Annotated in this window: 22 protein-coding genes; 8 read left to right on the forward strand and 14 right to left on the reverse strand. The window is 56.1% G+C overall.

The genetic code is table 11. The annotated features are described in order from the left end of the window. Positions 1 to 2: 2 nt before the first annotated feature. Positions 3 to 470: a MarR family winged helix-turn-helix transcriptional regulator gene (locus OHL20_RS17900; RefSeq protein ID WP_263384531.1), complete on the reverse strand. Its 468-nt coding sequence runs from the start codon at positions 468 to 470 to the stop codon at positions 3 to 5. Positions 471 to 498: 28 nt separating this feature from the next. Between OHL20_RS17900 and OHL20_RS17905 the strand changes: the two genes are divergently transcribed. The 4 genes from OHL20_RS17905 to istB all read left to right on the forward strand — a co-directional run bounded on the left by OHL20_RS17905 (position 499) and on the right by istB (position 4,438). Next, positions 499 to 903 (forward strand): VOC family protein, encoded by a 405-nt coding sequence (locus tag OHL20_RS17905; RefSeq protein ID WP_263384532.1) that lies wholly within the window; start codon positions 499 to 501, stop codon positions 901 to 903. Then, positions 903 to 1,331, forward strand: coding sequence for an EVE domain-containing protein (locus OHL20_RS17910; protein ID WP_263384533.1), 429 nt, complete (start codon positions 903 to 905; stop codon positions 1,329 to 1,331). Before OHL20_RS17905 ends, OHL20_RS17910 begins: the two co-directional genes overlap by 1 nt. An 822-nt stretch (positions 1,332 to 2,153) precedes the next feature. Further along, the gene (gene istA, locus OHL20_RS17915) at positions 2,154 to 3,686 is read left to right on the forward strand and encodes an IS21 family transposase (RefSeq protein ID WP_263384534.1); all 1,533 of its coding nucleotides are present in this window, start codon (positions 2,154 to 2,156) and stop codon (positions 3,684 to 3,686) included. Next, positions 3,683 to 4,438, forward strand: coding sequence for an IS21-like element helper ATPase IstB (gene istB / locus OHL20_RS17920; RefSeq protein ID WP_263384535.1), 756 nt, complete (start codon positions 3,683 to 3,685; stop codon positions 4,436 to 4,438). The genes istA and istB overlap by 4 nt, the downstream gene beginning before the upstream one ends. Positions 4,439 to 4,757: 319 nt before the next feature. Here istB and OHL20_RS17925 read toward each other — a convergent pair whose 3' ends face one another. After that, entirely contained in the window at positions 4,758 to 6,116 is a 1,359-nt protein-coding gene (locus OHL20_RS17925) for a carotenoid oxygenase family protein (protein WP_263384536.1), read from the reverse strand. A 91-nt stretch (positions 6,117 to 6,207) separates the two neighbouring features. On the opposite strand from OHL20_RS17925, the gene OHL20_RS25280 reads away from it, so the two are divergent. Beyond that, entirely contained in the window at positions 6,208 to 6,840 is a 633-nt protein-coding gene (locus OHL20_RS25280; protein WP_396272387.1) for a TetR/AcrR family transcriptional regulator, read from the forward strand. Positions 6,841 to 7,288: 448 nt separating this feature from the next. Here the strand turns inward: OHL20_RS25280 and OHL20_RS17930 are convergent, their stop codons facing one another. The 3 genes from OHL20_RS17930 to OHL20_RS17940 form a co-directional block, all read right to left on the reverse strand. Next, positions 7,289 to 8,494, reverse strand: a complete 1,206-nt coding sequence (locus tag OHL20_RS17930) for an MFS transporter (protein WP_263384537.1) — start codon at positions 8,492 to 8,494, stop codon at positions 7,289 to 7,291. 56 nt (positions 8,495 to 8,550) lie between these two features. After that, on the reverse strand, positions 8,551 to 9,315 hold the full coding sequence (locus tag OHL20_RS17935; RefSeq protein WP_263384538.1) for a class II aldolase/adducin family protein: 765 nt from the start codon (positions 9,313 to 9,315) through the stop codon (positions 8,551 to 8,553). Between the two features lie 106 nt (positions 9,316 to 9,421). Further along, the gene (locus tag OHL20_RS17940; RefSeq protein ID WP_263384539.1) at positions 9,422 to 9,985 is read right to left on the reverse strand and encodes a cysteine hydrolase family protein; all 564 of its coding nucleotides are present in this window, start codon (positions 9,983 to 9,985) and stop codon (positions 9,422 to 9,424) included. A gap of 288 nt (positions 9,986 to 10,273) precedes the next feature. Here OHL20_RS17940 and OHL20_RS17945 point away from each other — a divergent pair, with 288 nt between their 5' ends. Beyond that, positions 10,274 to 11,212, forward strand: coding sequence for a LysR family transcriptional regulator (locus tag OHL20_RS17945; RefSeq protein ID WP_263384540.1), 939 nt, complete (start codon positions 10,274 to 10,276; stop codon positions 11,210 to 11,212). Between the two features lie 463 nt (positions 11,213 to 11,675). On the opposite strand, the gene OHL20_RS17950 is transcribed toward OHL20_RS17945, so the two are convergent. The 6 genes from OHL20_RS17950 to OHL20_RS17975 all read right to left on the reverse strand — a co-directional run bounded on the left by OHL20_RS17950 (position 11,676) and on the right by OHL20_RS17975 (position 16,798). Further along, on the reverse strand, positions 11,676 to 12,215 hold the full coding sequence (locus OHL20_RS17950) for a cupin domain-containing protein (protein WP_263384541.1): 540 nt from the start codon (positions 12,213 to 12,215) through the stop codon (positions 11,676 to 11,678). Between the two features lie 140 nt (positions 12,216 to 12,355). Then, entirely contained in the window at positions 12,356 to 13,276 is a 921-nt protein-coding gene (locus tag OHL20_RS17955; RefSeq protein WP_263384542.1) for an alpha/beta fold hydrolase, read from the reverse strand. Positions 13,277 to 13,291: 15 nt separating this feature from the next. Next, positions 13,292 to 14,131, reverse strand: a complete 840-nt coding sequence (locus OHL20_RS17960; protein WP_263384543.1) for an SDR family oxidoreductase — start codon at positions 14,129 to 14,131, stop codon at positions 13,292 to 13,294. 28 nt (positions 14,132 to 14,159) lie between these two features. After that, positions 14,160 to 14,900 (reverse strand): SDR family NAD(P)-dependent oxidoreductase, encoded by a 741-nt coding sequence (locus OHL20_RS17965; protein WP_263384544.1) that lies wholly within the window; start codon positions 14,898 to 14,900, stop codon positions 14,160 to 14,162. 171 nt (positions 14,901 to 15,071) lie between these two features. After that, positions 15,072 to 15,887 (reverse strand): alpha/beta hydrolase, encoded by an 816-nt coding sequence (locus OHL20_RS17970; RefSeq protein WP_263384545.1) that lies wholly within the window; start codon positions 15,885 to 15,887, stop codon positions 15,072 to 15,074. Between the two features lie 50 nt (positions 15,888 to 15,937). Further along, positions 15,938 to 16,798 carry an SDR family oxidoreductase gene (locus tag OHL20_RS17975; protein WP_263384546.1) on the reverse strand — a complete coding sequence of 287 codons (861 nt, stop codon included), beginning with the start codon at positions 16,796 to 16,798 and terminating at the stop codon, positions 15,938 to 15,940. Positions 16,799 to 16,982: 184 nt separating this feature from the next. Between OHL20_RS17975 and OHL20_RS17980 the strand changes: the two genes are divergently transcribed. Continuing rightward, positions 16,983 to 17,918: a LysR family transcriptional regulator gene (locus tag OHL20_RS17980; protein ID WP_263384547.1), complete on the forward strand. Its 936-nt coding sequence runs from the start codon at positions 16,983 to 16,985 to the stop codon at positions 17,916 to 17,918. Between the two features lie 526 nt (positions 17,919 to 18,444). On the opposite strand, the gene OHL20_RS17985 is transcribed toward OHL20_RS17980, so the two are convergent. Further along, entirely contained in the window at positions 18,445 to 19,338 is an 894-nt protein-coding gene (locus tag OHL20_RS17985) for an SDR family oxidoreductase (RefSeq protein WP_263384548.1), read from the reverse strand. A gap of 180 nt (positions 19,339 to 19,518) precedes the next feature. On the opposite strand from OHL20_RS17985, the gene OHL20_RS17990 reads away from it, so the two are divergent. Then, positions 19,519 to 19,926 carry a winged helix-turn-helix transcriptional regulator gene (locus OHL20_RS17990; RefSeq protein ID WP_263384549.1) on the forward strand — a complete coding sequence of 136 codons (408 nt, stop codon included), beginning with the start codon at positions 19,519 to 19,521 and terminating at the stop codon, positions 19,924 to 19,926. Positions 19,927 to 20,353: 427 nt separating this feature from the next. On the opposite strand, the gene OHL20_RS17995 is transcribed toward OHL20_RS17990, so the two are convergent. Beyond that, positions 20,354 to 21,382 carry an IS110 family RNA-guided transposase gene (locus OHL20_RS17995; RefSeq protein WP_263384550.1) on the reverse strand — a complete coding sequence of 343 codons (1,029 nt, stop codon included), beginning with the start codon at positions 21,380 to 21,382 and terminating at the stop codon, positions 20,354 to 20,356. 467 nt (positions 21,383 to 21,849) lie between these two features. Then, the gene (locus OHL20_RS18000) at positions 21,850 to 22,821 is read right to left on the reverse strand and encodes an AraC family transcriptional regulator (RefSeq protein WP_263384551.1); all 972 of its coding nucleotides are present in this window, start codon (positions 22,819 to 22,821) and stop codon (positions 21,850 to 21,852) included. Between the last annotated feature and the right edge of the window lie 5 nt (positions 22,822 to 22,826).

The following is a 22,826-nucleotide window of genomic DNA, read 5'->3' on the forward strand; positions in this document are numbered from 1 at the left end:
CTCTATGTGGATTGAATATTCTGAGCACACCTTTGCAGCAGAGTCACGAGGGTGCGGATCTCCGCAGCAGTAAAGCCGGCCGTCATCCCCTTCTCGACTGCATGGATAGCTTCACGAGCGCTTGTCAGCACCTTCGTACCTTTTGGGGTCAACTCACTCTGCATGATACGTCCGTGTATCTCGTGCGGCGTCCGGCGCATCAGCTCCGCCTTCTCCAGGTTGGCCACGATGCCAAGCATGCTCTGTGCTGTGACGAAAGACCCGCGTGCGAGGGAGGCATTTGAAATACCTGGCTGTTGTTGAACGGCGGATAGCACATTGAACTGTGCCGTGGTCAGCCCCAGATGGCTGAGCTGGTCATCCATGGTTGTCCGGAGTGCGTGTTGTGCTCGTTTGAGTACATAACCAAGTCGATCTGCCATCGGATGTTCGGCTGCCATATTCGTCCACGTGTTTTCCGCTCTTGACATATAAGGTTCCTTATATAATATAAGGAACATGACAACATCAAGCAAGCACGCAGATAAGCCACAAGTGATCGGACCAAGCTTTATCGCACTCCAGGTACGCGATCTTGAAGCCTCCAGGAAGTTCTACTTAGAGCAGGTCGGCCTCACGGCATCGCCGCACATGCCGCCCGGCGCGGTGATTTTTGAAGCCAAGCCCATCCCATTTGCGATCCGTACACCGATGGTCGACCTGGATGCGACGAGCAAGCTGGGATGGGGCGTATCTTTTTGGATGGCCGCAACGGACGCCGATGCGCTCCATGCAGAGCTTGTCGAGAAAGGCGTATCCATCGTCCTTCCTCCGGCTGATGGACCGTTTGGAAGATTCTTCTCGTTTCGAGATCCGGATGGATATGGCATTACGGTCCACACAGCAAAGCAGGCAGCAGCGTAATGCTTCGCTATCGGGTTGGTGTCGCAAGCCACGACCACGTGCAGGGCGCGGTTGAAGGCGGCTTCTGCCAGTTGGGTCATGGCAAGGAAGCTCCAGTGCGCCGGCTGAAGTCCGGCGACCTCATCATCTACTACTCGCCGCGCGAAGGGATGAGAAGTGGAGCTGTCCTGCAGGCTTTCATCGCTGCAGGGCGCATCCTCGATGAAAATCCCTATGTAGCGGAACAGTCTGCTTGCTTCCATCCCTATCGTCGTAAGGTGAAATTCTTTAAGAGCAGACGGGCGCCTATCCGGCCGCTACTGCAAGAGCTGACATTTACCCAAGGGGACGAGCACTGGGGCTTGGCGTTTCGCAGAGCAGCGTTCCAGATCAGTGAGGACGATTTCAAGAGAATTGCAGGGGCCATGACCCTTGATGCGGAGCTCTAGAGCCAGCGGCCCGTTGAAAGCTTGGAACTTAGTGCTTTGGCGTTCCGGACTGTTGACCTCACCTGAATTTCTCTTGAGTCGATGTCTTCGCGTTCGAGTCCTTCGAACAGGGCCGTGCCCTTATTGAGTACGGTTTACTATCGAGCGAGCAAGAAATAGGTAACGAGAAACGTTAGTACCCTATCAGGGCTGCACCGCGCACGAAGCTGGATGTGCTGCGCAGACCGTCGGGGCAGTTTTGATAGGGTACCGTCCCAACGCGAACCTGATAGCGACGGCGTAAATGCGATCTGAGCTAATCTGAAAAAGCAGCGAAGGGGAAGGACCGCATCTGCGAGGATGCCAGAGGGTAATGCTGACCGCGCCCAGGGTCTTGGGTACCGTCTGCGAGAAACGGTCGAGCGCAGACCAAGCTTTCGCTGCTAAAAGCTTCCGCCGAAGTCTCCACAGGAACAGCAACGACGAAAGAACAGTCACAACGGCGTGCCTTCAACCTGATACTGATAATGGTCGTCAACGACCGACCGACTTATAAGGACAGGCACGCAGCGGAACTCATCATGGCCACGAGAGATATCTCCACCTAAAGGCCGAATACATTGCCGCAGACTTGTCTTCTCGCACGCAGCTTTTCCGTTGCAGTCCTGCGGCGGACCATACATTGGCAGTACTATCAAACAAATAATAGGCCAGCAGTGACAGAAGGGCATGGTGGTGATTCTGGCACTCTGATCTGGCCCATTATGGCGGTTTAAGTTGGCCCACCCTTGGGCAACACGGACTCTACCCTGTTTCTCAGTGATATGAGAGGCGGAGGGCGAGTTGGATTGGAGAGCCAAGGTGGAGCTATACGAGCAGATTCGTCGGGAGTATGAGTTTGGCGTTGGGTCGGTGATTGGTGTGGCGCGGAAGTTGGGCGTGCATCGGCGCATGGTGCGTGAGGCGGTGCGCAACGCAGTTCCCACTCAGCGGAAGAAGACGGAACGTCCAGCAGTGAAGATGGCACCGGCGGTGTCTTTGATCGACTCGATATTGGAGTTGGACCGTAAGGCTCCGCGCAAGCAGCGCCACACATCGCGGCGGATCTATGACCGGATTCGTGCCGAGATCCCAGGATGCACGCCAGCGCAGCGAACGGTTCGGCAGTATGTAGAGCGGCGCAAGCAGGCTCTGGGTCTGGCTGAACACGAGGTGTTCGTTCCGCAGAGCTACGACTGGGGCGTCGAGGCGCAGGTCGATTGGTATGAAGCGTATGCCGATCTGGACGGGGAACGGATCAAGCTACAGGTCTTTGAGATGCGCTCGATGGCGAGCGGTGCTGCCTTTCATCGGGCGTATCCATGTGCGACGCAGCAGGCTTTTCTGGAAGCACATGAACTTGCCTTCGAGTATTTCGAAGGCGTCTTCCGGCGGCTTCGCTACGATAACCTCTCGAGTGCGGTGAAGAAGATCCTGCGCGGCCAGCAGCGAGAGTTGACGGCACGGTTCATCGCGTTCCGTTCGCACTGGCAGTATCAGGCCGAGTTCTGCACTCCGGGCGAAGGCCACGAGAAGGGCGGAGTGGAGGGCGAAGTTGGTTACTTCCGCCGCAACCACTGGGTGCCGGTGCCGGTGGCTGCCGATTTAGCGGCGCTGAACCGGAAGCTGCTGGAGGACTGTCGCGCCGATGAGGGCCGGATCATGTCAGGCCATAGCGAGTGTGTTGGAACCCGGCTGCTGACGGAGAAGGAGCATCTTCTGCCGCTGGCCGACGAGCCCTTCGATCTGGCCGAGGTTAGCTTCCCGCGCGTCGATCAGACAGGATGCGCGAAGGTGCGGACGAACTCCTATTCCGTGCCGTTGAAGCCGGGCTCGATCGTCGAAGCCCGCGTCTATTCCTGCACGGTCGAGTTCCATCACCATGGCAGCCGAATCGCCAGCCACGAACGCTGTTACAGCCGATTACAGAAGATCTTCGATCTGGAACATTACCTTGACGTGCTGGACCGGAAGCCTGGCGCGTTGCGCGGGTCGACGCCGCTGGCGCAGTGGCGAGCACAGGGCCGTTGGCCTAAGAGCTATGACCGGATCTGGCAGCAGATGATCGAACGGCAAGGACGACAGCCCGGCACCCGTGCCATGGTGACGCTCATCCGCATGGGTCGTGAGTTCGGCTATGAGAGCCTGACGGCTGCCGTAGAGCAGGCGCTCGATCTGGGTTGCGAAGACGTCGCCGCGATCCGTCATCTGCTCATGTCCGATCAGTTGCAGCATACCGTTGGCGAGCCGATCGAGATCGGGGCTCTGTCCGCGTATGAACGCCCGCTGCCGACCATGATCGAGTATGACCGGCTGTTACAGGCGGTGCAGGCATGAGCCTCCAGATCGCAAGTATCGCTCAGAACTGTAAGGCGCTGCGACTGCCATCTGTCGGTGCGCAGTTCGCATCGCTCGCCGAAGAAGCCGCTCAACGCAAGCACTCGCATCTGCACTATCTCGAGGCTCTGCTCCAGTCGGAGATGGAAGACCGAGAACGACGCAGCATCGAGTTGAGGATGAAGGAGGCGCACCTGCCCAGGGTCAAGACGCTAGAAGAGTTCGACTTCGCTCAGTCGCCGCACATCCCCGCCGCCCGCATCCGCGCCCTGGCCGAAGGAGGCTATCTCGAACGTGCCGAGCCGGTCCTGCTGGTTGGAGATCCCGGCACAGGCAAGAGTCATCTTGCCACCGGTCTGGCGATCGCTGCCTGCCGTCAACGCAAGCGAGTGCGCTTCACCACCGCCGCCGCCCTGGTCAACCAGCTCGTAGAAGCGCAACGGGAACAGAGCCTGAGCCGGATGCTGGCACGCTGGTCTCGTGTGGAGCTGATCGTCATCGACGAACTCGGCTATGTCCCGCTTGCCGAAGTCGCCGCCGAACTGCTCTTCCAGGTCATAGCAGAGAGGGCTGAGAAGGCTGCCATCATCGTGACCACCAACCTGCCCTTCTCCGAGTGGCCTCAGGTCTTCACCAACGCCCGGCTCTGCAAAGCAGTGCTTGATCGGCTCACCGATCAGGCGCACATCATCGAGACCGGATCGGAGTCCTATCGCTTCCGTAGAACCCTGCGGAAGAAGACCAAAGAGTAAGCCCTGGGCGTTAGGTTCTGCTTCCGCTACGCCCTCCGGGCTACGCTCCAGCAGAACCCAACTCCCTCAAGATCAACACCCAAAGGGTGGGCCAAAATAAACCGCCGAAGTGGGCCAAGCCAAGTTGCCAAACTCAGTTGGTCAGGTACAAGCGCGTGAGCGCACCCGACCAGGCCGACCTCTGGCAGCTCGACGGAGGTGAGACCGATAAGTGGTTCACTGACAAGGCTTACCCGCTTGACGACAGTATGAAACCTTTTCGTGCAAGAAACTTAAGATGCGTATCGGGATGCTAATCCCTTTGAAATTACGCCTAAACCTAGACGGGGTCAGGAACCCAATTCCCATGAAACCCAAACGGGACACGCACTGGCAAGCGGATCCTAGCGACGGGTGCCTCGGAGAATGCTTGCGCGTCCACGATAACGACATCGGAAGCGTCGCGCGCAGCATCGTAAACGAAAGATATGATCCAGCCGTCGTCCTCCGCTGATGCAGCTTGCCTAGGAACGAAAACCGGCTCAAGCGTTACACAACATGGGCCATAGTCATGCACTTCCGTGCGCCCGGTGCTCACGTCATGTTTGTAGGCCGGACCGAAGCGTAGTCCCTCCATCGAAGCGGTGTAACCGTACTTGTAAGCCTGGCCAGCGTATGCGTCGTTAAAGCGAGGGAACTCACAACCACGCTCTTCAAGTATTGACTCCTGAAGAGAACCGGTGGCGAGATTAATCGTCCAGCGCGCAAGGCGCGGTACAGCCTCACTGGGGCCGCGCCGGTCCTGATCGAACGTGTGGGAGTGGCGTACCACGTCCAAGACGACCGTGTTGTCTCGATCAAAGGCATTCATGATGTGGAAGACGAAGCATGCGAGAGCCTCGAACCAGCGCAGCTCGGCAACATTCCCGCTTCGCGGCAGTAAGCCCACTCGTGCTGGTGACTGGGCGTTCCATGTATAAGGAAAACTGCGGCCGACCTCTGCCTTGTTGAAGGTTACGGGGAGATCTAACACAATCACCTTGGTCGCGGTGAAACCCATATCGTGAACCATTGGGCTGTTTGGCACGGCAATCTCGGCGACCGAACGACTGAGGCCATCCTTACCCACGACAATATAGCTCAGGTTGCTAAGCCCGGGTTCATAGGTGATCGCGTGAAGCTCTCCAGTCTTGGGATCCAGCTTCGGATGAGCTACGAAGCCATGCTGGAGACTACCGCGGAAATCAGATCGGGCGGAACTCTCGAGAGTGTACGTAAGTTCGACCGGTAGGCCGCCCGCTTCAACGGTGGCGTAGGTGCGCCCAGCAATGTCCAAGATATTTGTGTTTACGACATTCTTATATCTGCCGTTTCGTGGGCCGGGCAGGGGAGGCCGTCCGAGGGACGACGCGGTGATGTCGTCCACCACAAAGCGGTTGCGATACCACTCCGCCTTCCCTCCACGCAGACGAAGTCCGTGTGCCATCCCTGAGCCCATAAACCAGTGGTGCGTCTCTTCCTCTGGCGTTCCCGTAGGATTCGGCCCGATCCGAAGAAGTCGACCCTCCAGTTCGAGTGGGATCTCACCCTCTACAGGCAAGTCGAAGGCAGTGGTTTCCGTCAAGACCGGAGCGAAGTTTCCCATGAGATAAGGATTGGTGTGCGGAAGATGAATGCTTGCAAGGTCGAGTTCCGGCATGATTGCGCCTTTCGGGTATGTGATTGTAAATCACATATGTAATGCTACATTACATAAACGCACTGTGCGCCGAGGTAGGAAAATGCCAATCATGAACCGCGAGTCACCGCAAATACTGGGGAAAACTGCTCGCGCTGCAGGAGCGAAGGGCGCCACGAGGGCCTATCACCATGGTGACCTCCGTGCTTCCCTCATCGCTGCTGCCCGTGAAGCGCTAGAAACGACTGCGCATGAAGACATATCCCTGAAGGGGCTGGCGTCTCACCTGGGTGTGTCTCAGCCTGCACCTTATCGGCACTTTGCCGATCGAGGGGATCTGCTGAGGGCTGTGGCAACGCAAGGATTCCAGGAGTTTTGTGCCAAACTTGAACCTGCCTCCGGTCTAAGCGCACGCCGAGACTTTACGAGGGCCTGCGAGGCCTACCTCAACTTTGCTCAAGGCAACCGCGGTCTGTACCGCCTGATGTTCGCATCACGCCTTTTGAAGGATTCGGAGGGAAGTGAGCTTAGCAAGGTGGCTGACGACGCATTCATCTTATTGCTCCAAAGAGTTCGACGTTGCATAGGAGCGGAGGATGCACTAGTAAACGCCGTCTGGATATGGTCTACGCTGCATGGGTTGGCGATGCTTGATGCCGAACAGATCACGTCTGGTCCGCTCGCGGGCCATCTCACGTCAGTACAGGTCATACGTCATATGTTGAAATCAATGATGCGGAAGTGAGTGACACACGATTAGCTTCATCGAGCAAGCCCTGACATGTGCAAAGGTCTGCACAAGAAAAGGAAGATCTTGCATATGTCTCTCTTCCGGGAAGCCAACAGCTCAGCATCAGATCTTGCTTACCGGAAAGATAATGAAATTCAGCCAAGACCTCGGCAGGTTGTGACGTTCCAGTCCCCTTGCTAACTACTTCTGAAGCCTCTAACTACGTTCTCTTAAACCGAGTTATTGTCGGTACCAATTGGGCGTGAGATTCCTGGTAGCTCTCTGCGATGCTCCTACATGGACCTCGACCCTACGCGTAGATTCCTGGGGAGCACCTCAGAGTATCTGAACCCTTCGACGAAACCCCAGTGGTCGTACGTTGCACCAGAAGCGGGTATATTGCCGATCTTATCGGGGCAACGTCGTGCATGCTTTGATAAGTTCGGTGACATTGCACGTGGATTCAAGTCGTGGCTTCGGGCGCGGCCAGTTGTCTAACATCCCAAACGCGCCATTTTGGCAGAAGCAGAAGGAGTAAAGCTCCCAAGACTTCCACCAACGCTGATCCCCGCATCGTCCGACTGATGGAACCGCGATCTGCTAGGTACGCAAGTCCAAGAGCGGCGACCGGCTGCGATCCATAAAACGCGGCGCCGAAAAGACCGAAGAGAGGCCCATGCGTAGGAACTGGTGGGACGGTCTGGATGAGGCCAAGCGTGGTCACGAACAAAACGGTGGTCGCGAGCCCAAGAGGCCACATCGATATAAGCTGAAGGGGGAGAAAGTCAAAGCTTGCGGTGACAGCCAGAGCGGAGCTCATCCAAAGGAGCGCGCCGCACAGCAACAATCCCGGACGTCGAAACCCCTGGAAGAACGGCATCACGCAAAGGGCGCTTGTGAGTGATCCAAGTCCGGCGGCTCCGAGGAGAAGGCCTGTCGCGCGGGCGTCGCCGGCTTCCAAAGCCGGTATCAAGGCATAGCAGGATTGGCCAAACACATTCATCAGTCCAACCGTTGCGAAGACTCCAAGCATCCGCACATCTTGTGAAAGATACTTTACTGTCTTTAGCAGGCTCCAGCCTTCCTGTCGCTCCACATGTTGCTTTTGTTCCTCACGGAGAAGCAGCAGCGATACGATCACAGCGACGAATGAAAGACTATTCAAAAAAAAGGCGATGCTGATCCCGAAGCTGCCAATCAGGAGACCTGCAAGCGTTGGCCCCCCGAATCGAGCGATATTGCTGATGACGGCGCTTAGACCCACGGCAGAGCGGATGTGAGTGCTGCCCGCTATATCGCGAAGGAGGCGTTGCACTGCGGGGAAATATATGGCCTCGGCGCATCCCAAAAGGAAAGCTAAGACATAGACGCACGCGGGTGTCGCCCTGTGGGCGTGGACAAGCAAGCCCAACACGGCAGCTAGAAGCAGCTCGACGGCTTGGGTGGCTATTACAAGGTGGCGACGGGGGATGTGGCTCGTCAAGTTGCCAAGCAGCGGCCCAAGCAGGATCAGAGGAATGGCAGTGCAACACGCGGTGATGGCAACCGGTTCCGAATGGCCGCCGGAGACCCGGTAGACCAACAACGCCTGCGCGGTAGATTGCAGCCATGTACCGACAAGGGAGATAGCTTGTCCGGCAAAGAAGAGACGCAGGTTTGGAATGGACAAAGGGTCAAATGTTCTGCGCCATGTCGCTTTGATCGAGGAAGAGGTGGAGGTTCTTATCATTTCTGACCAGACTGAACCGACTCGCGGGTGCGATATTCAACGCCAGCGTGGCGGCACCAGTATTCCCATGCACGGTCATAGCCCTCGTTTGGTTTTGCGTTGGCAAGGCGTTCAGAAATGATCCTGATCTCACCGTCGGACAGAAAGGTGATCGGGGAGAAACGACTCGCCTGCATCTGCAATTCCGCGTTCACCTCCAGGTAAATCGCCGTGTAGACCGCCTCGCGTATCGAACGCCCGATGACGGTACAACCGTGGCCTCGCATAAGGGCAGAGTTGTTCTGTCCAAGTGTCCTCGCAAAGTCCCGACCCATTTCCAAAGTGGAGATCAGAAGATTGCTGTCGCCAAACATCGTGTGAGCGTCCCACACCGGAATGTGAGCGCCGATGGTGGCACAACTATGCACGATCGGCCGAAGTTTTTCACTGGTGACACTGTATGGAATCAGTCCCTTGCTATGGTTGTGAACGATGGACTGAACGTCCGGACGCGCCTCGTAAATCGCACCGTGAATAAAGCGCTCAAGGTACGCCTTGCGAACGTCGCCACCGGGAACCTCACCGTCAAACGCAACTTCCATGAAGTCTTCTGGGGTGACGAGCTCGGGTGATATTGCCCGCGCGATGATATAGCAATCCGGGTATTCGGGGTGGCGTACGCTCACGTGTCCAAACGCATCCACGACCTTCTCGATAGCGAGGATACGATTTGCCGCGACGAGATCCGCGATGATAGCGCTTATGTTTAGCTTCTGATTCAACGGTCTAATTCTCCTGTCATCAAGCAGATCTATTTGAGAGTGCTTTGGCGGAACATGAGGGGAGAGTCAGGAGAACTCTAGCTTCCTGTTCGTGTGGTGGTGCCTCCTAAGCCCCTGTCAAGTTCAGAGCTTGGAGGATCTCTTTTGTCGTACCTGTCTCTCCCAGTCGAGGAAGGATATACGACACGCTGTTGTCATGGGCTGCGATGCTGCGGTCACTCATGGCATCGGTGGCGAGGGTTACATTGAAGCCAAGTGCGTAGGCCAGCCGTGCGGTGGACTCCACGCCAATGCTGGTGGCGGCTCCAGCGATGACGACCTGCGTCACTCCTTTGCTTTTGAGGTAATCTTCGAGGCCTGTATGGGTGAAGGCGTCCCAGGTTTTCTTGATCACGCGATAGTCTTCGCTATGCGCGATGAGCTCCGGCATTAACTCGGCCCAATCGTCCGGGCGTGGCCCTTTGCTTAGAGTCTGCTCCGTTCGGCCGGGCGCGGTGCCGACGACGGTCACGAGTACAACCGGGAGCTTCTTATTTCTAAACGAGATGGCTAGTTCTGCCGCGTTCTGAACGACGATGCTCACCGGATGTACCAAGGGATGAGCGAGGACACCCTTCTGCAAATCGACAACGATCAAAGCTGTCACGGGATCAATGGTTTGGATCGACATTCTTTTACTTCCTCCTGGTGCTGATAAAGTTGGGATCGGCTCGGGGGAACCTGCAACACCTTTGCGTTTCGGCTCGATCGCGGACAGACGAAACGGCATGAAACTGCTGCAGCAGAGGCTGGTAAGTGCCACAACGAGGGACCTACGCGAAGTTGGATGATCATCAGAAAACATTGAATGCCTATAGCGCTCAACACTTGTGAACTATTAAGTGTTCTGCCTGTTCCAAGGCTAGGCGAAATGGTCCCTTGCAGCAATGCTGTGCTCGACAATGTATACTTGCCCAAAATGAAACAGTTCGATGCCAACCTGCTGTTTGCCCTGAATGCGCTGCTTGAAACCGGCAGTGTCACCGAAGCCGCGGAACGAACGGGTGTGAGCGTTCCAACGATGAGCCGGACCTTGACGCGTATCCGCAAATTGATGGGTGATCCCATCATGGTGCAGGCCGGGCGGGGCTTAGTGCCCACTCCGAAAGCTCTGGAAATGAGGGCGCGTTTACATGCTTTTGTGCAGGAGGCGTACGATCTCACGCGTACTTCCTCGCCATCGCTCGCGGATGTAGCCCGAACGGTAAACATTCGAGCGGACGAGTCCTTGGTCGCGGTGTTTGCCGCTTCTATCCTTGAGACCGTTCATCGTAAGGCGCCGAAGGTCAAACTACGCTTCGTGTCGCACGGAGAAGAAGCTGTCGGGCCTTTGAGAGAGGGCGTTCTCGATCTCGACCTCGGGAACATCAAACTGAGCGGGCCTGAAGTGAAGCTGCAAAAGCTTTTCTCATCCCGCTTTATGGGAGTGGTGCGTACAGGTCACCCGCTGTCGAAGGGGAAGGTTACGGCAAAACGATACGTCGAATATGAACACATCAGCGCTTCACGGCGGGGGCTACTCGGAGGTCCGATTGACGATGCGCTGGCCGAGCTAGGTTTGAAGAGGACGGTATCTCTGAGTGTGCCGACACTCTCAAGCGCCCTCGCGATTGCAGCTACCTCTGACCTCGTGGCCGCCATACCCGAGCACCTCAGCGGCATTGCAAAGACGCTCTACCGTTCCTTTATCTTTCCATTACCCGTTCAGACAGCAGACCTCCGCATATCTTTAGCATGGCACCCGCGCTTCGACAATGAATCCGTGCACCGCTTTGTGCGTGAAAGCATCGTCAAAAGCTGCTCTACGATTCACTCGCAGCAATCGAAGCTAAGTAGCAGAAAGATGCGCTTCAGGTAAGGACGACCTGGATTGATGCTAAATCGCCGAGTCACTCATTGAGCGTAGTGATTACGAAGGAATCTCACAGCGGATGCTTACCGCTACGCTGCGTCAGCTGGAGCGGATGGTTTGCTCTCTCGCGAGGTATTCTTTACGGCGCTGCCTAGGGTGGAATACGAACTGACAGGACTTGGACTCAGTCTTCTTCAACCAATGCGAAATCTGGTCCTCTAGATCGGGAATAACTGGGAGCCCATCAAGAAAGCATGAGAAGTTTTTGACAAGTGAGTCGGCTGATTGACGACCTGCTGTTCATTCGCTCGGATAGGCGAATGGGCTTGATTGGAGCTTTACCTGAATACTCACCAGGAACTCCAGGTTCTCCCGAATAAGGGAACAGCGGTCGCGATGGCGAGTTCTATATCGATTCAGGCATGGAAAGTGCTGCGAACAGATTGCATCTGCCCGCAGCTTCCGATGGCTATGCTTCCTTCAGCAGCTCGGTACGGTACTTCGGAGCAAGAGCGTTGGCTTTCTCCATGAACCGTTGCTGCTGTTCTTTATCGAGTTTGGGTGGGGCGGTCGTGCGAGTGGCTACAGGCACTCCCACTTCCTTGAAAAAAAGCTCTTGCCCCGAAGGCGAGCAAATGCACAGCAGACGAACCGGCTTGGAAGATGACTTATGAAATTGATGCGGCGCGTTTGCGGGGATATTGATGGTTTCGCCGGCGCGCACTAGGGACTTCTTCCCGCGGAACGTGGCCTCCATTTCGCCGTCAAGCAGGATGAAGGTTTCTTCAAAGTCATGACGATGTGGCGCGGGACCGCCCCCTGGCGGGATGTGCATGTCAATGACGCAGAAGCGACCTGCAGTATCCTCGCCCGAAACGATGATGGTATAGGTATCGCCTACGAGGCCGATGTGGGGCAGTATTTGATCGCTGTCCGGTCGTGCGATCGTGAGCGCACGCTTCAAATCATCGGGCGGAACGGGTGGGTATTGCGTCGTGGACTCAGACATAGCAGTTCTCCTTGTGGAATCTTGAGGCTCTGATTTAGGGGATGGGCTGCCCAAAACTGCAGAGGCCCAAAGTTTGGAAGAAGAGAGTCCTACGCCAGCCATGGCGGCAAGCGTGAGAACAGAGCGTCGGCTAAGGTCTGTCATACTCGAGCGACCCCTCCGACGAATTCCTGAAAGAGGCGCATGAATTCAGCGGGTTGTTCTTCCGGGATGAAGTGACCACATGCCGGGATAACTTTTCCAGTCACATTCTTCGCGACCGCCTCAACCATCTGGCCGACCTTGGCGCCAAGCGCTTTTTCTCCGCCAATGGCAAGCACCGGGACTTCGACCTTGTTCTTCTTCAAAGGCGTGGTCTGCTCAATGGTCGTAAAGGCGGCACGGTACAGGCCAAGCGCTCCGAGCACACCTTCCGTGCCACTAAAACTGCGGAGAGTTTCCTTGATCGATGTTTCGCTGATGGGCGATGCATCTGCTGTGGCGCCCTCATAGAACCATGTCAGAAAGGCGCGCTCATTGCCAACGATAAGGCGTTCCGGTACGCCAGGTGCTAGCGGGAGAATCCACCACCACATGGAACCCTTTGCCATCGCCTCCGGCTTGTACACAATTACTTTTGTCAGGAACTCTTCGAGCATCGTGGGAACTTCCATATACACGAGGCCCCTGATTTCGTCGGGGTGATGTGCAGCCCACAGCAGGGCTGGGTGTGCCCCCATATCGTGGGCGGCAAGGATCAGCTTCTGACCATTCCCGAATTCGATCTGCCTGACCAGGGCTCGGAAGTCTTCCGCAAGTGCCCGTGCGTCATAGCCTTCTGTTCCGGCGGGCTTGTCGGAGTCTCCATAGCCGCGCATATCCGGCACCAGAACGCAGTAGCCGGCTTCCGCGAGAAGCGGCATGACCTTGTACCAGCTATAAGCGGTGCCAAGAAATCCGTGCCATAGCAGGACTGGCCGACCATGAGAATTGCCGCCAATCCAATAGTGCAGGCGTACCCCATTCACGATTGCCGTTTCACTGCGAAACGTTGCTATGTCAGGCGCGCTCGACTGGGCCATTCCGCTCTCCTAATTTCAGTTGAGTTCTTCGAAAAATGCCTGCAGCGTCCGCGGCTCCCGCCCAAGGATCGCTCGAAGTGTTGTGCTGTTGCCGAGCAGAGCATGTCTGTCGTACCAGGCGAACATCCGCGTGAGCTTCGGAGACATGTTGGCCTGCGCGGGAATCTCCACTTTGATCGGCTTTATCTGCTTGCCAACGACCTTGCTCATCAAGGCAGCAAGACCATGCCGATTCAAGTTGCCTTCGGCGCAGAGCTCGAATGTTCCATACAGGAGCCGATCTTCGGTCAACGCAATCGCCGCAACCTCGGCAACATCGCGGTAATCGACGCGGGAAAAGCGGGTCTCAGTGGACCAAGGCTCGCCATATACGCCAGTTTCCTTCATCCTCGCCCACGCAGCGCCGATGTTCTGGAAGAACATCGCAGGATGGAGGAACACATACTCCAACCCGGAATCGAGCAGTGCTACTTCCACTGGCGCTTTGTCGGCGTGATTGACGAGGTCGCTAAGGACTGGGTGTATCACGGACGAAAAGACGACGCGCCGTACCCCTGCTTGCTTCGCTGCCGAAGCAAATTGTTTGTCGACTTCTGCTTCATTCTCAAGGGCTGCCGGGGCGATGTAGAAAGCAGCGTCTATGCCCTCCAATGCCTTGGCGACCGCCGCAGCGTCGGAGAGTTCGCCCACTACGATGTCAGTGACACCGAGCTTTTGAACGGTTGGTCTATCTTCCGATTTGTGGACGAACGCTCGTACCGATACGTTTCGCGTCAGCAACTCTGGAACCACCATGCTTGCTGACGGACCTGCCGCTCCCACTGCGAGTACTTTGAGTGTCTTGTTGGCTTGCATCGTTCATTTCCTCCAAATTCCTGGTCATTTAGTGCTTGATCTTTCCGCCGTCTACGACAAGCATTTGACCGGAAACAAAATCGGCATCCGGAGAACACAATAGAAAAACGGGCCCAGCTAGATCTTGTGGGTGCTCATCTCGTTTAATGGCCCGGAGGTCCACTTGAGTCTTTATCAACTCTTGCGGCATGCCGTTGAGCACAGGTTCTGTAAGCGTCAGGCCGGGAGCAACGATGTTGACGGTGATCCCGTAGTCTCCAACTTCCATTGCCAGGGAGCGCGTGAAGCCTACGATGCCAGCTTTAGCCGAAACATAATGAGTTTGCCCAACGACACCTTCGAACACCGAAGCGGAGCCTATGTTTATGATTCGTCCCCAACCCCGACTTTTCATCAGCGGCAGCAGCGCGTGTGTCACCCGGAAGGTTCCCGTGAGGTTGATCGCGATCATCTCCAGCCACTGCTCCTGCGTCATCTGCTCGAATGAGACAACGGGGTAGGACCCCGCGCAGTTCACAAGCACGTCAACATGACCATGCGTTTGGTTGATGTGCTTCGCGAATTCGGCGACAGCATACTCGTCAGTTATATCGACGCAAGCAGTCGAAAGCTGATTGCCAGCGTTCCGGCTCGTGGCTAACTCTTCCAACGAGGACTTTGCGCGGTCCAAATCGATCACCCGATCCCCATTGGCGAGAAAGCGATCCACAATCTTGCGGCCAATGCCTCCGCCCGCTCCTGTGATTGCGACAACTCTTCCGTCTTTCATTGCTATGCCTCATCCAAAATCATCACTCGCATCCTCCGTCGGAGGATGATGCGCAGCCTAACGAGTATTGGTCTCACGGAAAATCTGTTGCAGAAATTCGCCTATATTGGCCAGGGCATCCTTGGCACTCTGGAGCGCAAGGTTGGAAACAAAAACGTGCGTCATTCCCTCCTAGATGTGCAGTTCCGCGACTCCGCCCGCAACATCAATCCGGCTCGCGAAGCGTCGGGAATCGTCCAGCAGGATCTCGTCTTCGCCAACGTGGAACAGAACAGGCGGTAGACCGCTCATATTCCCGTACAGCGGAGAGGCTCTGGGATCGCGGTGATCCTGATCTCCCAGGTAGTGTTGAGCTGCCCCATCAAGTGCTTCCCGCGTGAGCAAGGGGTCCGCTGCTGCGCGACCCTCCATGCTGTCGCCTGTGAGCGCAAGATCGGTCCACGGCGAGATCACCACCGAGGCCAAGGCCTTCGGTATGCCTTCCTCCTGTGCCCCCTCTGTCGTGATCAGAAGAAGCGCGAGAGCCAGTCCACCGCCAGCGGAGTCTCCTGCTATAACCAGCCGGGAAAATCCCAAGGCCGCGAGGCCAAGATAGACGGCCTTAGCGTCTTCGACCGCCGCAGGAAACTGATGCTCAGGAGCGAGACGGTAGTCAACTACGAAAATTGCCGTTTCCGCGCCTGCTGCAATCTGAGAGACAAAATTGCGATACGCCTTCGCAGAACCGAGGGCGTATGCGCCTCCATGGAAGTAAACAATCGCCGACCCGGGAAGTGATCCTTGCGGTTTACACCACCATCCCGCTACCCCACCAACTTCCGCCGTTTCATACGTCACCCCCGCCGCCTCGGGTGTCTTCTCCATCAGGCTATCAAAGTCGGGACGAGCTTCTGGAGTGAATTGTAGTTTGGGCTGAACCGCCAGCATCGTGCGCATAAGAACCATTGCGGCACGATCGAGGAGGTGTTCCTTGTGGTAAGTCGTCATTCCTTACTCCAATATCAGCGTGTCTATCCAGTGCTCCTGCGGACCCGAAGTCAGGCTTTCCACGATTCCGCCGTTTCGGTCGCAAACTCTTCGTAGCTGCGCGGCGTATGACCAAGTAGTTTTGCGAGACGCGCGACTTCCGTTTCGGTCGAGGCGAAGCCGCGTTCGAAATATCCCTGGAGCATCATGCGGAGATCGTAGGCGCTCCAACCGGGCATTCGTGCACGCATGCCCTGCTCCCACTGATCAAAATCGTGTCCCGTGTACTTGATCTCATTGCCGAGGAGTTTGCTCCATAGAGTCGCATTCCCAGGACCGCTGATCAGCGTGGGCGACACGATATCGTAAGTCTGCCCGTCATGGCCATCTTCCGTCAGTGAGATTGCCGCTGCTTCCGCGATGTCTCTCATGTCGGCCGCCGCGATCCCGGCCGTTCCGAGGGGCATGGGATATACACCCGCTTTAGTTAGCGGGTCCTTAAGCCCAAGATCGTTCTGGATGTAGTACCCGGGACGAAGGATGGTGAATGGTACCCCGAACTCGCGCAATGCACCTTCAACCGCGAGCTTGGATGCGAAGTGCGGTACGTCGCGGAACTGTTCAACTTTGAAGACAGAAAGATAGGTCACATGCTTCAATCCGAGACGCTTCGCGATGCCGTACGCGATCAACGCCTGCGTCAATTCATCCGCAACAACCGCATTCAACAAGAAAAGCTTATCGACCCCTTGCATCGCTTGTTCGACAGACACTGGGTCAAGCAGGTCACCTGTGACAATCTCTACGCCGGCCTGCACCTTCTCTTCCGGCCGCTTGCGAGCGAGCACGCGAACGTCAGCCCCTCGCTTCAATAACTCCGACACAACCTTGCCGCCCACATTTCCGGTTCCGCCTGTTACCAGAATCTTCATACCAGCCTCCAATCCATACTTCGGGCGGTTCTGCGGTTCCGCCATGTTGTTAAAGATGCTTGTCCGGGAGATGTCGCACGCCAGGACTGCGCAAAACGGAATTGCGCGCTTGCAAAACCCGAACCAACGTTAGTTGCCCTTGGAGCGCAATATGAGTGAAACGGGCGCATCGTAGAATCAAAGGATGGACGCAGTCGACCTTAACGACATCCGTATTTTCACAGTGGTGGGTCAGGAAGGCACCCTAAGCTCCGCAGCCGTGAAACTGAAGGTGCCGACTTCGACGGTCAGCCGCGCTTTAACACGCCTGGAGAAGAACCTGGGCGCACTACTGATACGGCGAAGTTCGCGAGGCCACGTTCTGACAGATTCCGGCAGGGACTATTTACAGGTCTGCCGGCGCGCGCTACGCACCCTGGATGAAGGCGGCGAAATGCTGGCAGCTCAACGAGAACGGCCGAGTGGACTCATCAAGGTAGCATGTCCCGTGACGATGACCCAGCTGATCCTCGCGCCATTACTCAAAGAGTTGCAGGAACGATACCCGCAATTGCGATTACAAATTGAGTCTTACACTCCGGCAGCCGATCAGGAATTCCGTGAAGACATCGACGTCGTTTTCAAAGTAAGAACACCGCGAGATTCGATACGGCGGATGCGCACTTATCCCGGCACAAAGCGTGGATTCTTTGCGAGCGCCCAGTACATCAAAACGTTTGGGATGCCTTCTCGACCTGAGGACTTGCTGACACGCACATGCATCGGTTCGGGACCATGGCAGCTGAGTCGCGGCGACACGACTATGACTCCGAACATTCAATCTTCCGTAATTCTGAATGATCCAGCAGTGCTGCTAGATCTCATATTGAAGCATTCCGGTATCGCACTGTTGCCGCTTTACATGGCTAGGTGGCCAGAGATGGGCAACAAACTCGTCCCTGTTCTGGCACGCTGGACTGCCCAGCCGGTCACCCTTTGTGCGCTCTTCTCAGGCCAATCACGCCTGACCCCAAAGGTTCATGTTTTGCTCGACTTCCTGGGAGAATATATCGGCACTCCCCGCGATCCACGGTTACGTGGCGCTGACGCCAAAGGACTATTCATGAATCCACGCGAGTAGGATCGATACCCTTGATTTACGACGACCAGTCGCGATACCGACTTGTCCTAATACTTCTAGCGAGCAGTGTCTCTAACGAGAGTGTTGATCAGAGAACCAGGCCCTGGGACGATGATGAGATTGGAGGCATCTGCATCTCTGTCGACGTTAACTGAAATCCAATTCCCGCCGCTTATTGTTAAACGTCTCTGTATAACTTGCTTCATACTCTCCCTCAGATGCTCACGATGCAAGGAGCACCTGCTCCACAGGCGAGGAGCTCAGGCAAAGCAGTGAGGTCGGGCAACACAGCGTCCAGTGTCCAGTCAGGATTGAGCGTTTCTCTCAACCTGTCGATCCACACAGCGCGTATCCCCAATTCGTGACAGATCCAGAAAGCAGGTTCCAGAAGGCTGCAACGTCGGTGGAAGTACTTGAGCTAGCGGAAGTAATATCCGCCGTTCGGCGGCTCAACGAGTGCATCGGCTGGAAATCGACAGTCAAGACTTTCACCCCTGGCATTGAGTCGACGCAAAACGATCTCGCGTCAGGAACCGGAGTTGTCGAAATAGCGCATACGGTCGAGATCTTCCAGAAGCCCCGGCCCGGCCGATGTCCAACCGAGTCGCTCCCGAGTCCAAGCGCTCGACGCGGAAAGATCCATGCCTACGTATCCGCCGATACGACCAAATCGGGCTTGTGCCTCTTCCGATGAAATAGAGGTGATCGGAACTCTAAGGCCCCGGCCAATGGCGGCTGCAATATCCCTAAGGTGGATTCCTTCTTCGCTGACTGCATGGTAAGTGGAGGCTTCCCCTTTTTCGAGGGCGAGCCTATAAAGACGGGCAACGTCTGTGACATGCGCGGCCGGCCAACGGTTAAGTCCCTCATTCACGTATGCGGAGGCTCCCGTTTTGCGCGCTGCACCAATGAGGGTTGTGACGAGGCCCTGTTTGACTGTGTTGTGAACTTGGGGGAGCCGCACGATCGTGGCGTTGATGCCCTGTTGACGCAATGAACGTACGGCCTGTTCGGGACCGCGAGGTGATGCTGAGACGGCGGGCGCATCGACATCCTCTGTGATCGGACGAATCAGTGATGCGAGACCAAGTCCTGAACTGACAATGAGAGGACGATCAGAGCCTGCAAGCGAAACGCCCAAAGCCGCGATCGCCAGCCTCTCAGTCTCGCTACTTTCTTCAAAGTTAGCGAAATCCAAGTCGAAGGCACAGTGAATCACTCCGTCAGCCTTGCTTGTACCCTCACTGAGGGCTTGGACGTCTCCGAGAGTTCCCATAAGGACCTCAGCTCCAGCTGAGAGGAGAGCTCTTGCACTTGTCTCCGAACGGGCGAGGCCCAGGACCTGATGCCCAGAATTGATAAGCTCCGGAATGATCGCTGAGCCGATGAGTCCCGTGCCGCCGGTAAGAAATACACGCATTGAAATCTCCTTATATTCGTGAATCCAGACGCCCTTGCGTCTCGTGGTTGACTCGCCTACGGTTCAAAAGTCCCAATGTGATCAGCTCGATGGTTACTCTTCTATACCTACATCATGGAATGAGTGCTACGTTTAGGGAAGACGGCACAGTCACCTCAGTAACGGAGCTGGAAGTAACCCATGAAAAAGCCCAACAAAGATGCCGTTGGAGGCCCTGTCGCTCTCACGTGTAGAAGTGAGGAAACGGAGCCACTTCGCGATCTTCTTGCGAAAATCGGAGACAAATGGAGCATTCTGCTCTTGGTTTCGCTTTCGAGGAGGCCGGGCTATCGCGCGCGCTTTTCAGAACTCCAACGCTTGATAGATGGGATCTCGCAACGGATGCTCACAACTACGTTGCGCCAATTGGAGCGAGACGGCCTCCTGTCACGTCATGTGTTTGCGGAGGTTCCCCCAAGAGTGGAGTATGAACTTACTCCTCTGGGTCTCAGCCTTTTGGAACCGATGCGGACATTAGTTCATTGGATTGGAAGAAATTGGGACGTCATCAAGGAAGCCAGGGTCGGCTTTGATCGTCGCAATCGATGATTCAAGTACGAGTTTTCTCCACAATCAACCATCTTGATAAGCGGTCTCCGCGGAATGAACCGCACTGGATAGATGACAAATCGCCGATGCATCCGCTGAGTCAGATTAGTACCGTTATTGTATGGTCCGCCGCGCGACTGCAAGGGGTAGTTTGGTCGAGAAGACAGGTCTGCGGCAATGTATTCGGCCTTTGATGGAGCCGCGTGCTCCTAGCCAGGATGAGTTCCGCTGCGTGTCTGTCCTTACAAGTCGGGCGGTCGTTGATGACCATTATCGGCATCAGGTTGCAGACGCGCCGTTGTGACTGTTCTTTCGTCCTTACTGTTCCTGTGCAGACCTCGGTGGGGAAAATAAAAGTCGTCGTCGTGGAGCGGTAAAGTGGGAGCGCATAGCGCTTCCAAGCCGCAGGCGTCTTTTCCGCTGCTGCTTATGCGGGCGTGCTTGCCACTGGTCTGTACTCGTTGCCGCTAGAGAGAACAGCCCATGCGATGCGTGCGAGCTTGTTAGCCATGGCGACCACGAGGACGTTGCGAGGTGCCCGCGCTTCGAGCGCGTCCATCCACGCTCCAATCGGAGCTCGGTCACGCTTAATGCGCATCGCTGCGGCGCGTGCTCCGTGGATCAGAACCTTGCGGAGGTAGATGTTGCCGCGCTTGCTGATGCCCAGCAACTTGGCCTTCCCTCCGGTCGAATACTGTCGTGGCACCAGGCCTAGCCACGCTGCGAAGTCTCGGCCCTTGCGGAAAGCCGCGCCGTTGCCAATGGCCGCGACGATAGCAGTGGCGACGATCGGCCCAATCCCAGGGATCTTGCGAATGCGGCAACAGCCGGCGTCACTGGCAGAGATCTGTTCGAGCTTGTCGGTCAGCTCCTCGATCTGCTGCTCAACGGTCTTCCACTCACCCCATAGCATGTCGATCAGGTTCCGCATCATCGGCGTCAGCGTGTTCTCCGCGTTCTCCAAAACATCTGCCATCGCAGCCTTCAACTTCGCCGGCTTCTGCGCGAACACCATGCCTCGTTCCAACAGAAAAGCCCGTATCTGGTTAATGACCGCCGTACGCCGGGATACCAATCGGTCGCGCACGCGGTGGATTGCCTGGAGGTCCAGCTGGTCATCCGTCTTGATCGGGACAAAACGCATGTTCTTGCGCTCGACGGCTTCGGCGATGGCCTCCGCATCCACGAAGTCGTTCTTGTTGGACTTCACAAACGGCTTCACGAACTGGGCTGCGATCAGCCGCACATCGTGGCCCTGATCTCGCAGCGCCTTGCCAAGGAAGTGCGCTCCCGAGCACGCCTCGAGGCCGATCAAGGAGGTCTGCATGTTCGCCGTGAATGCCAGCAACTGCTTCTGTGTGAACTTCTTCCGAACGAGAACCTTGCCGGCAACTCCCAGAGCCACAAGGTGAAAGGTCGTCTTGCCCAAATCAATGCCTACTGAACGAATCTGCATGTCGATGATCCTCCTCATAGAAGCTGCCACCACGATCCCTCTACGACGGCTGAGGAATCAAGCGGCGGACCATCTCATTAGTCGGCTTCTCGTCGGCGATGGCCAGCTTCCGACCAGTGCGTTTATCGCTATCTATCCGACCTACCCGTCGATGGTTCCTTTCTGGCACTCACTATGCAGACGACCAGCGGCAGGTGAACTGAACAACGCATTCTAGCCGTGCGCGGGCAATTTTTTGACGAAATCATGTTCGCTCAAGAGAGGTCGAAAGCTCTGGATGGGCTTCGGCTTTGAAACGCAATCTGATAACTTCCCGCAAGTTAGGATCGCAATTAATAAATAGAGAAATACTTGTCGCTAATAATTTCGCCAAAAATTCTTTTCGCGCGGCTGTTCAGCGGAAAGCTGAATTGAAGATGTTGCAGTGGAATTGTAGAAGAACAGGCGAAGTGGATAATCTGCGAGGTCTAGGCAGAATGCGCGCGAAATGGGTCCCTAGGTCGCTCGATGAAACCGGACTCGTGAGCGGCTCGGCTGTATCGGCGTGGTGAAGAACCCATCACCGTACGAAATGCCTTCCGGAATGCACTCTCAGAATCGTAGCCCGACGATAGTGCAATGCCGGTGACCGAATCTTTCGTGTTGCGGAGACGGTCAGAGGCCACTAACATTCGCCATCGGGTGAGATACGCCATCGGCGTTTCGCCTACAGCTTCCCTGAAGCGCTTCACAAAAGATGATCGTGACAGACCAGACTTACGTGCAAGTTGTTCAAGCGTCCATGGATGCGAGGGGTCTTCATGCATGCTGTTGATCGCTGCTTTGAGAGAGTGATCCGCCATCGCAAAAAGCCAGCCAATGTTGCATGTGGTTCTGTCGGAGAGATGTTGCCGCAACGCCTGCACAAGAATCATGCATGCAAGCTGTTGCGCGATCAGGTTGCGTCCCGGCTGATCGCCCTGAAGTTCCGACCGCATCCGGTCGAGAGCCCAACGCAACTCGGTTTTGTCAGACTCGGAACGGACAAGCACCAGTGGTGTTAACAGATTCGTCAGGAGTTCGGCTAAGCCACTTTCTAAAGAAAAGTGAGCCCCAATAATGAAACACTCGCCACCATTTTGAAAGGTAGTGGTTCCCGTGCCCTGCACCATGGAACTGCAGATCGACTGCAATGCATCGATCGGGAGGATGCTCTGGTCTGTTCCCATGCCGAACGACAATCCGCGCGGCAGGAGAAAACAATCGCCGGTCCTCAATTCGAGCGGACTTTCTAAAGCCTCCATGGTGAGCCAGCACCGACCCGCAACGACCGCATAGCAGTTGATGCCATCCGGCAGATCCCATCGGAAGGCCCACGAGCCACCGAAATCGAACCCGCGGCATGCAAGGTTTTGAGGCCTCAGTAGCGAGAGCACATCAGACAACGGATCCGAACTCATCTTGA

Source organism: Granulicella arctica (assembly GCF_025685605.1).
In the GTDB taxonomy this organism is placed as follows: Bacteria; Acidobacteriota; Terriglobia; order Terriglobales; family Acidobacteriaceae; genus Edaphobacter; species Edaphobacter arcticus.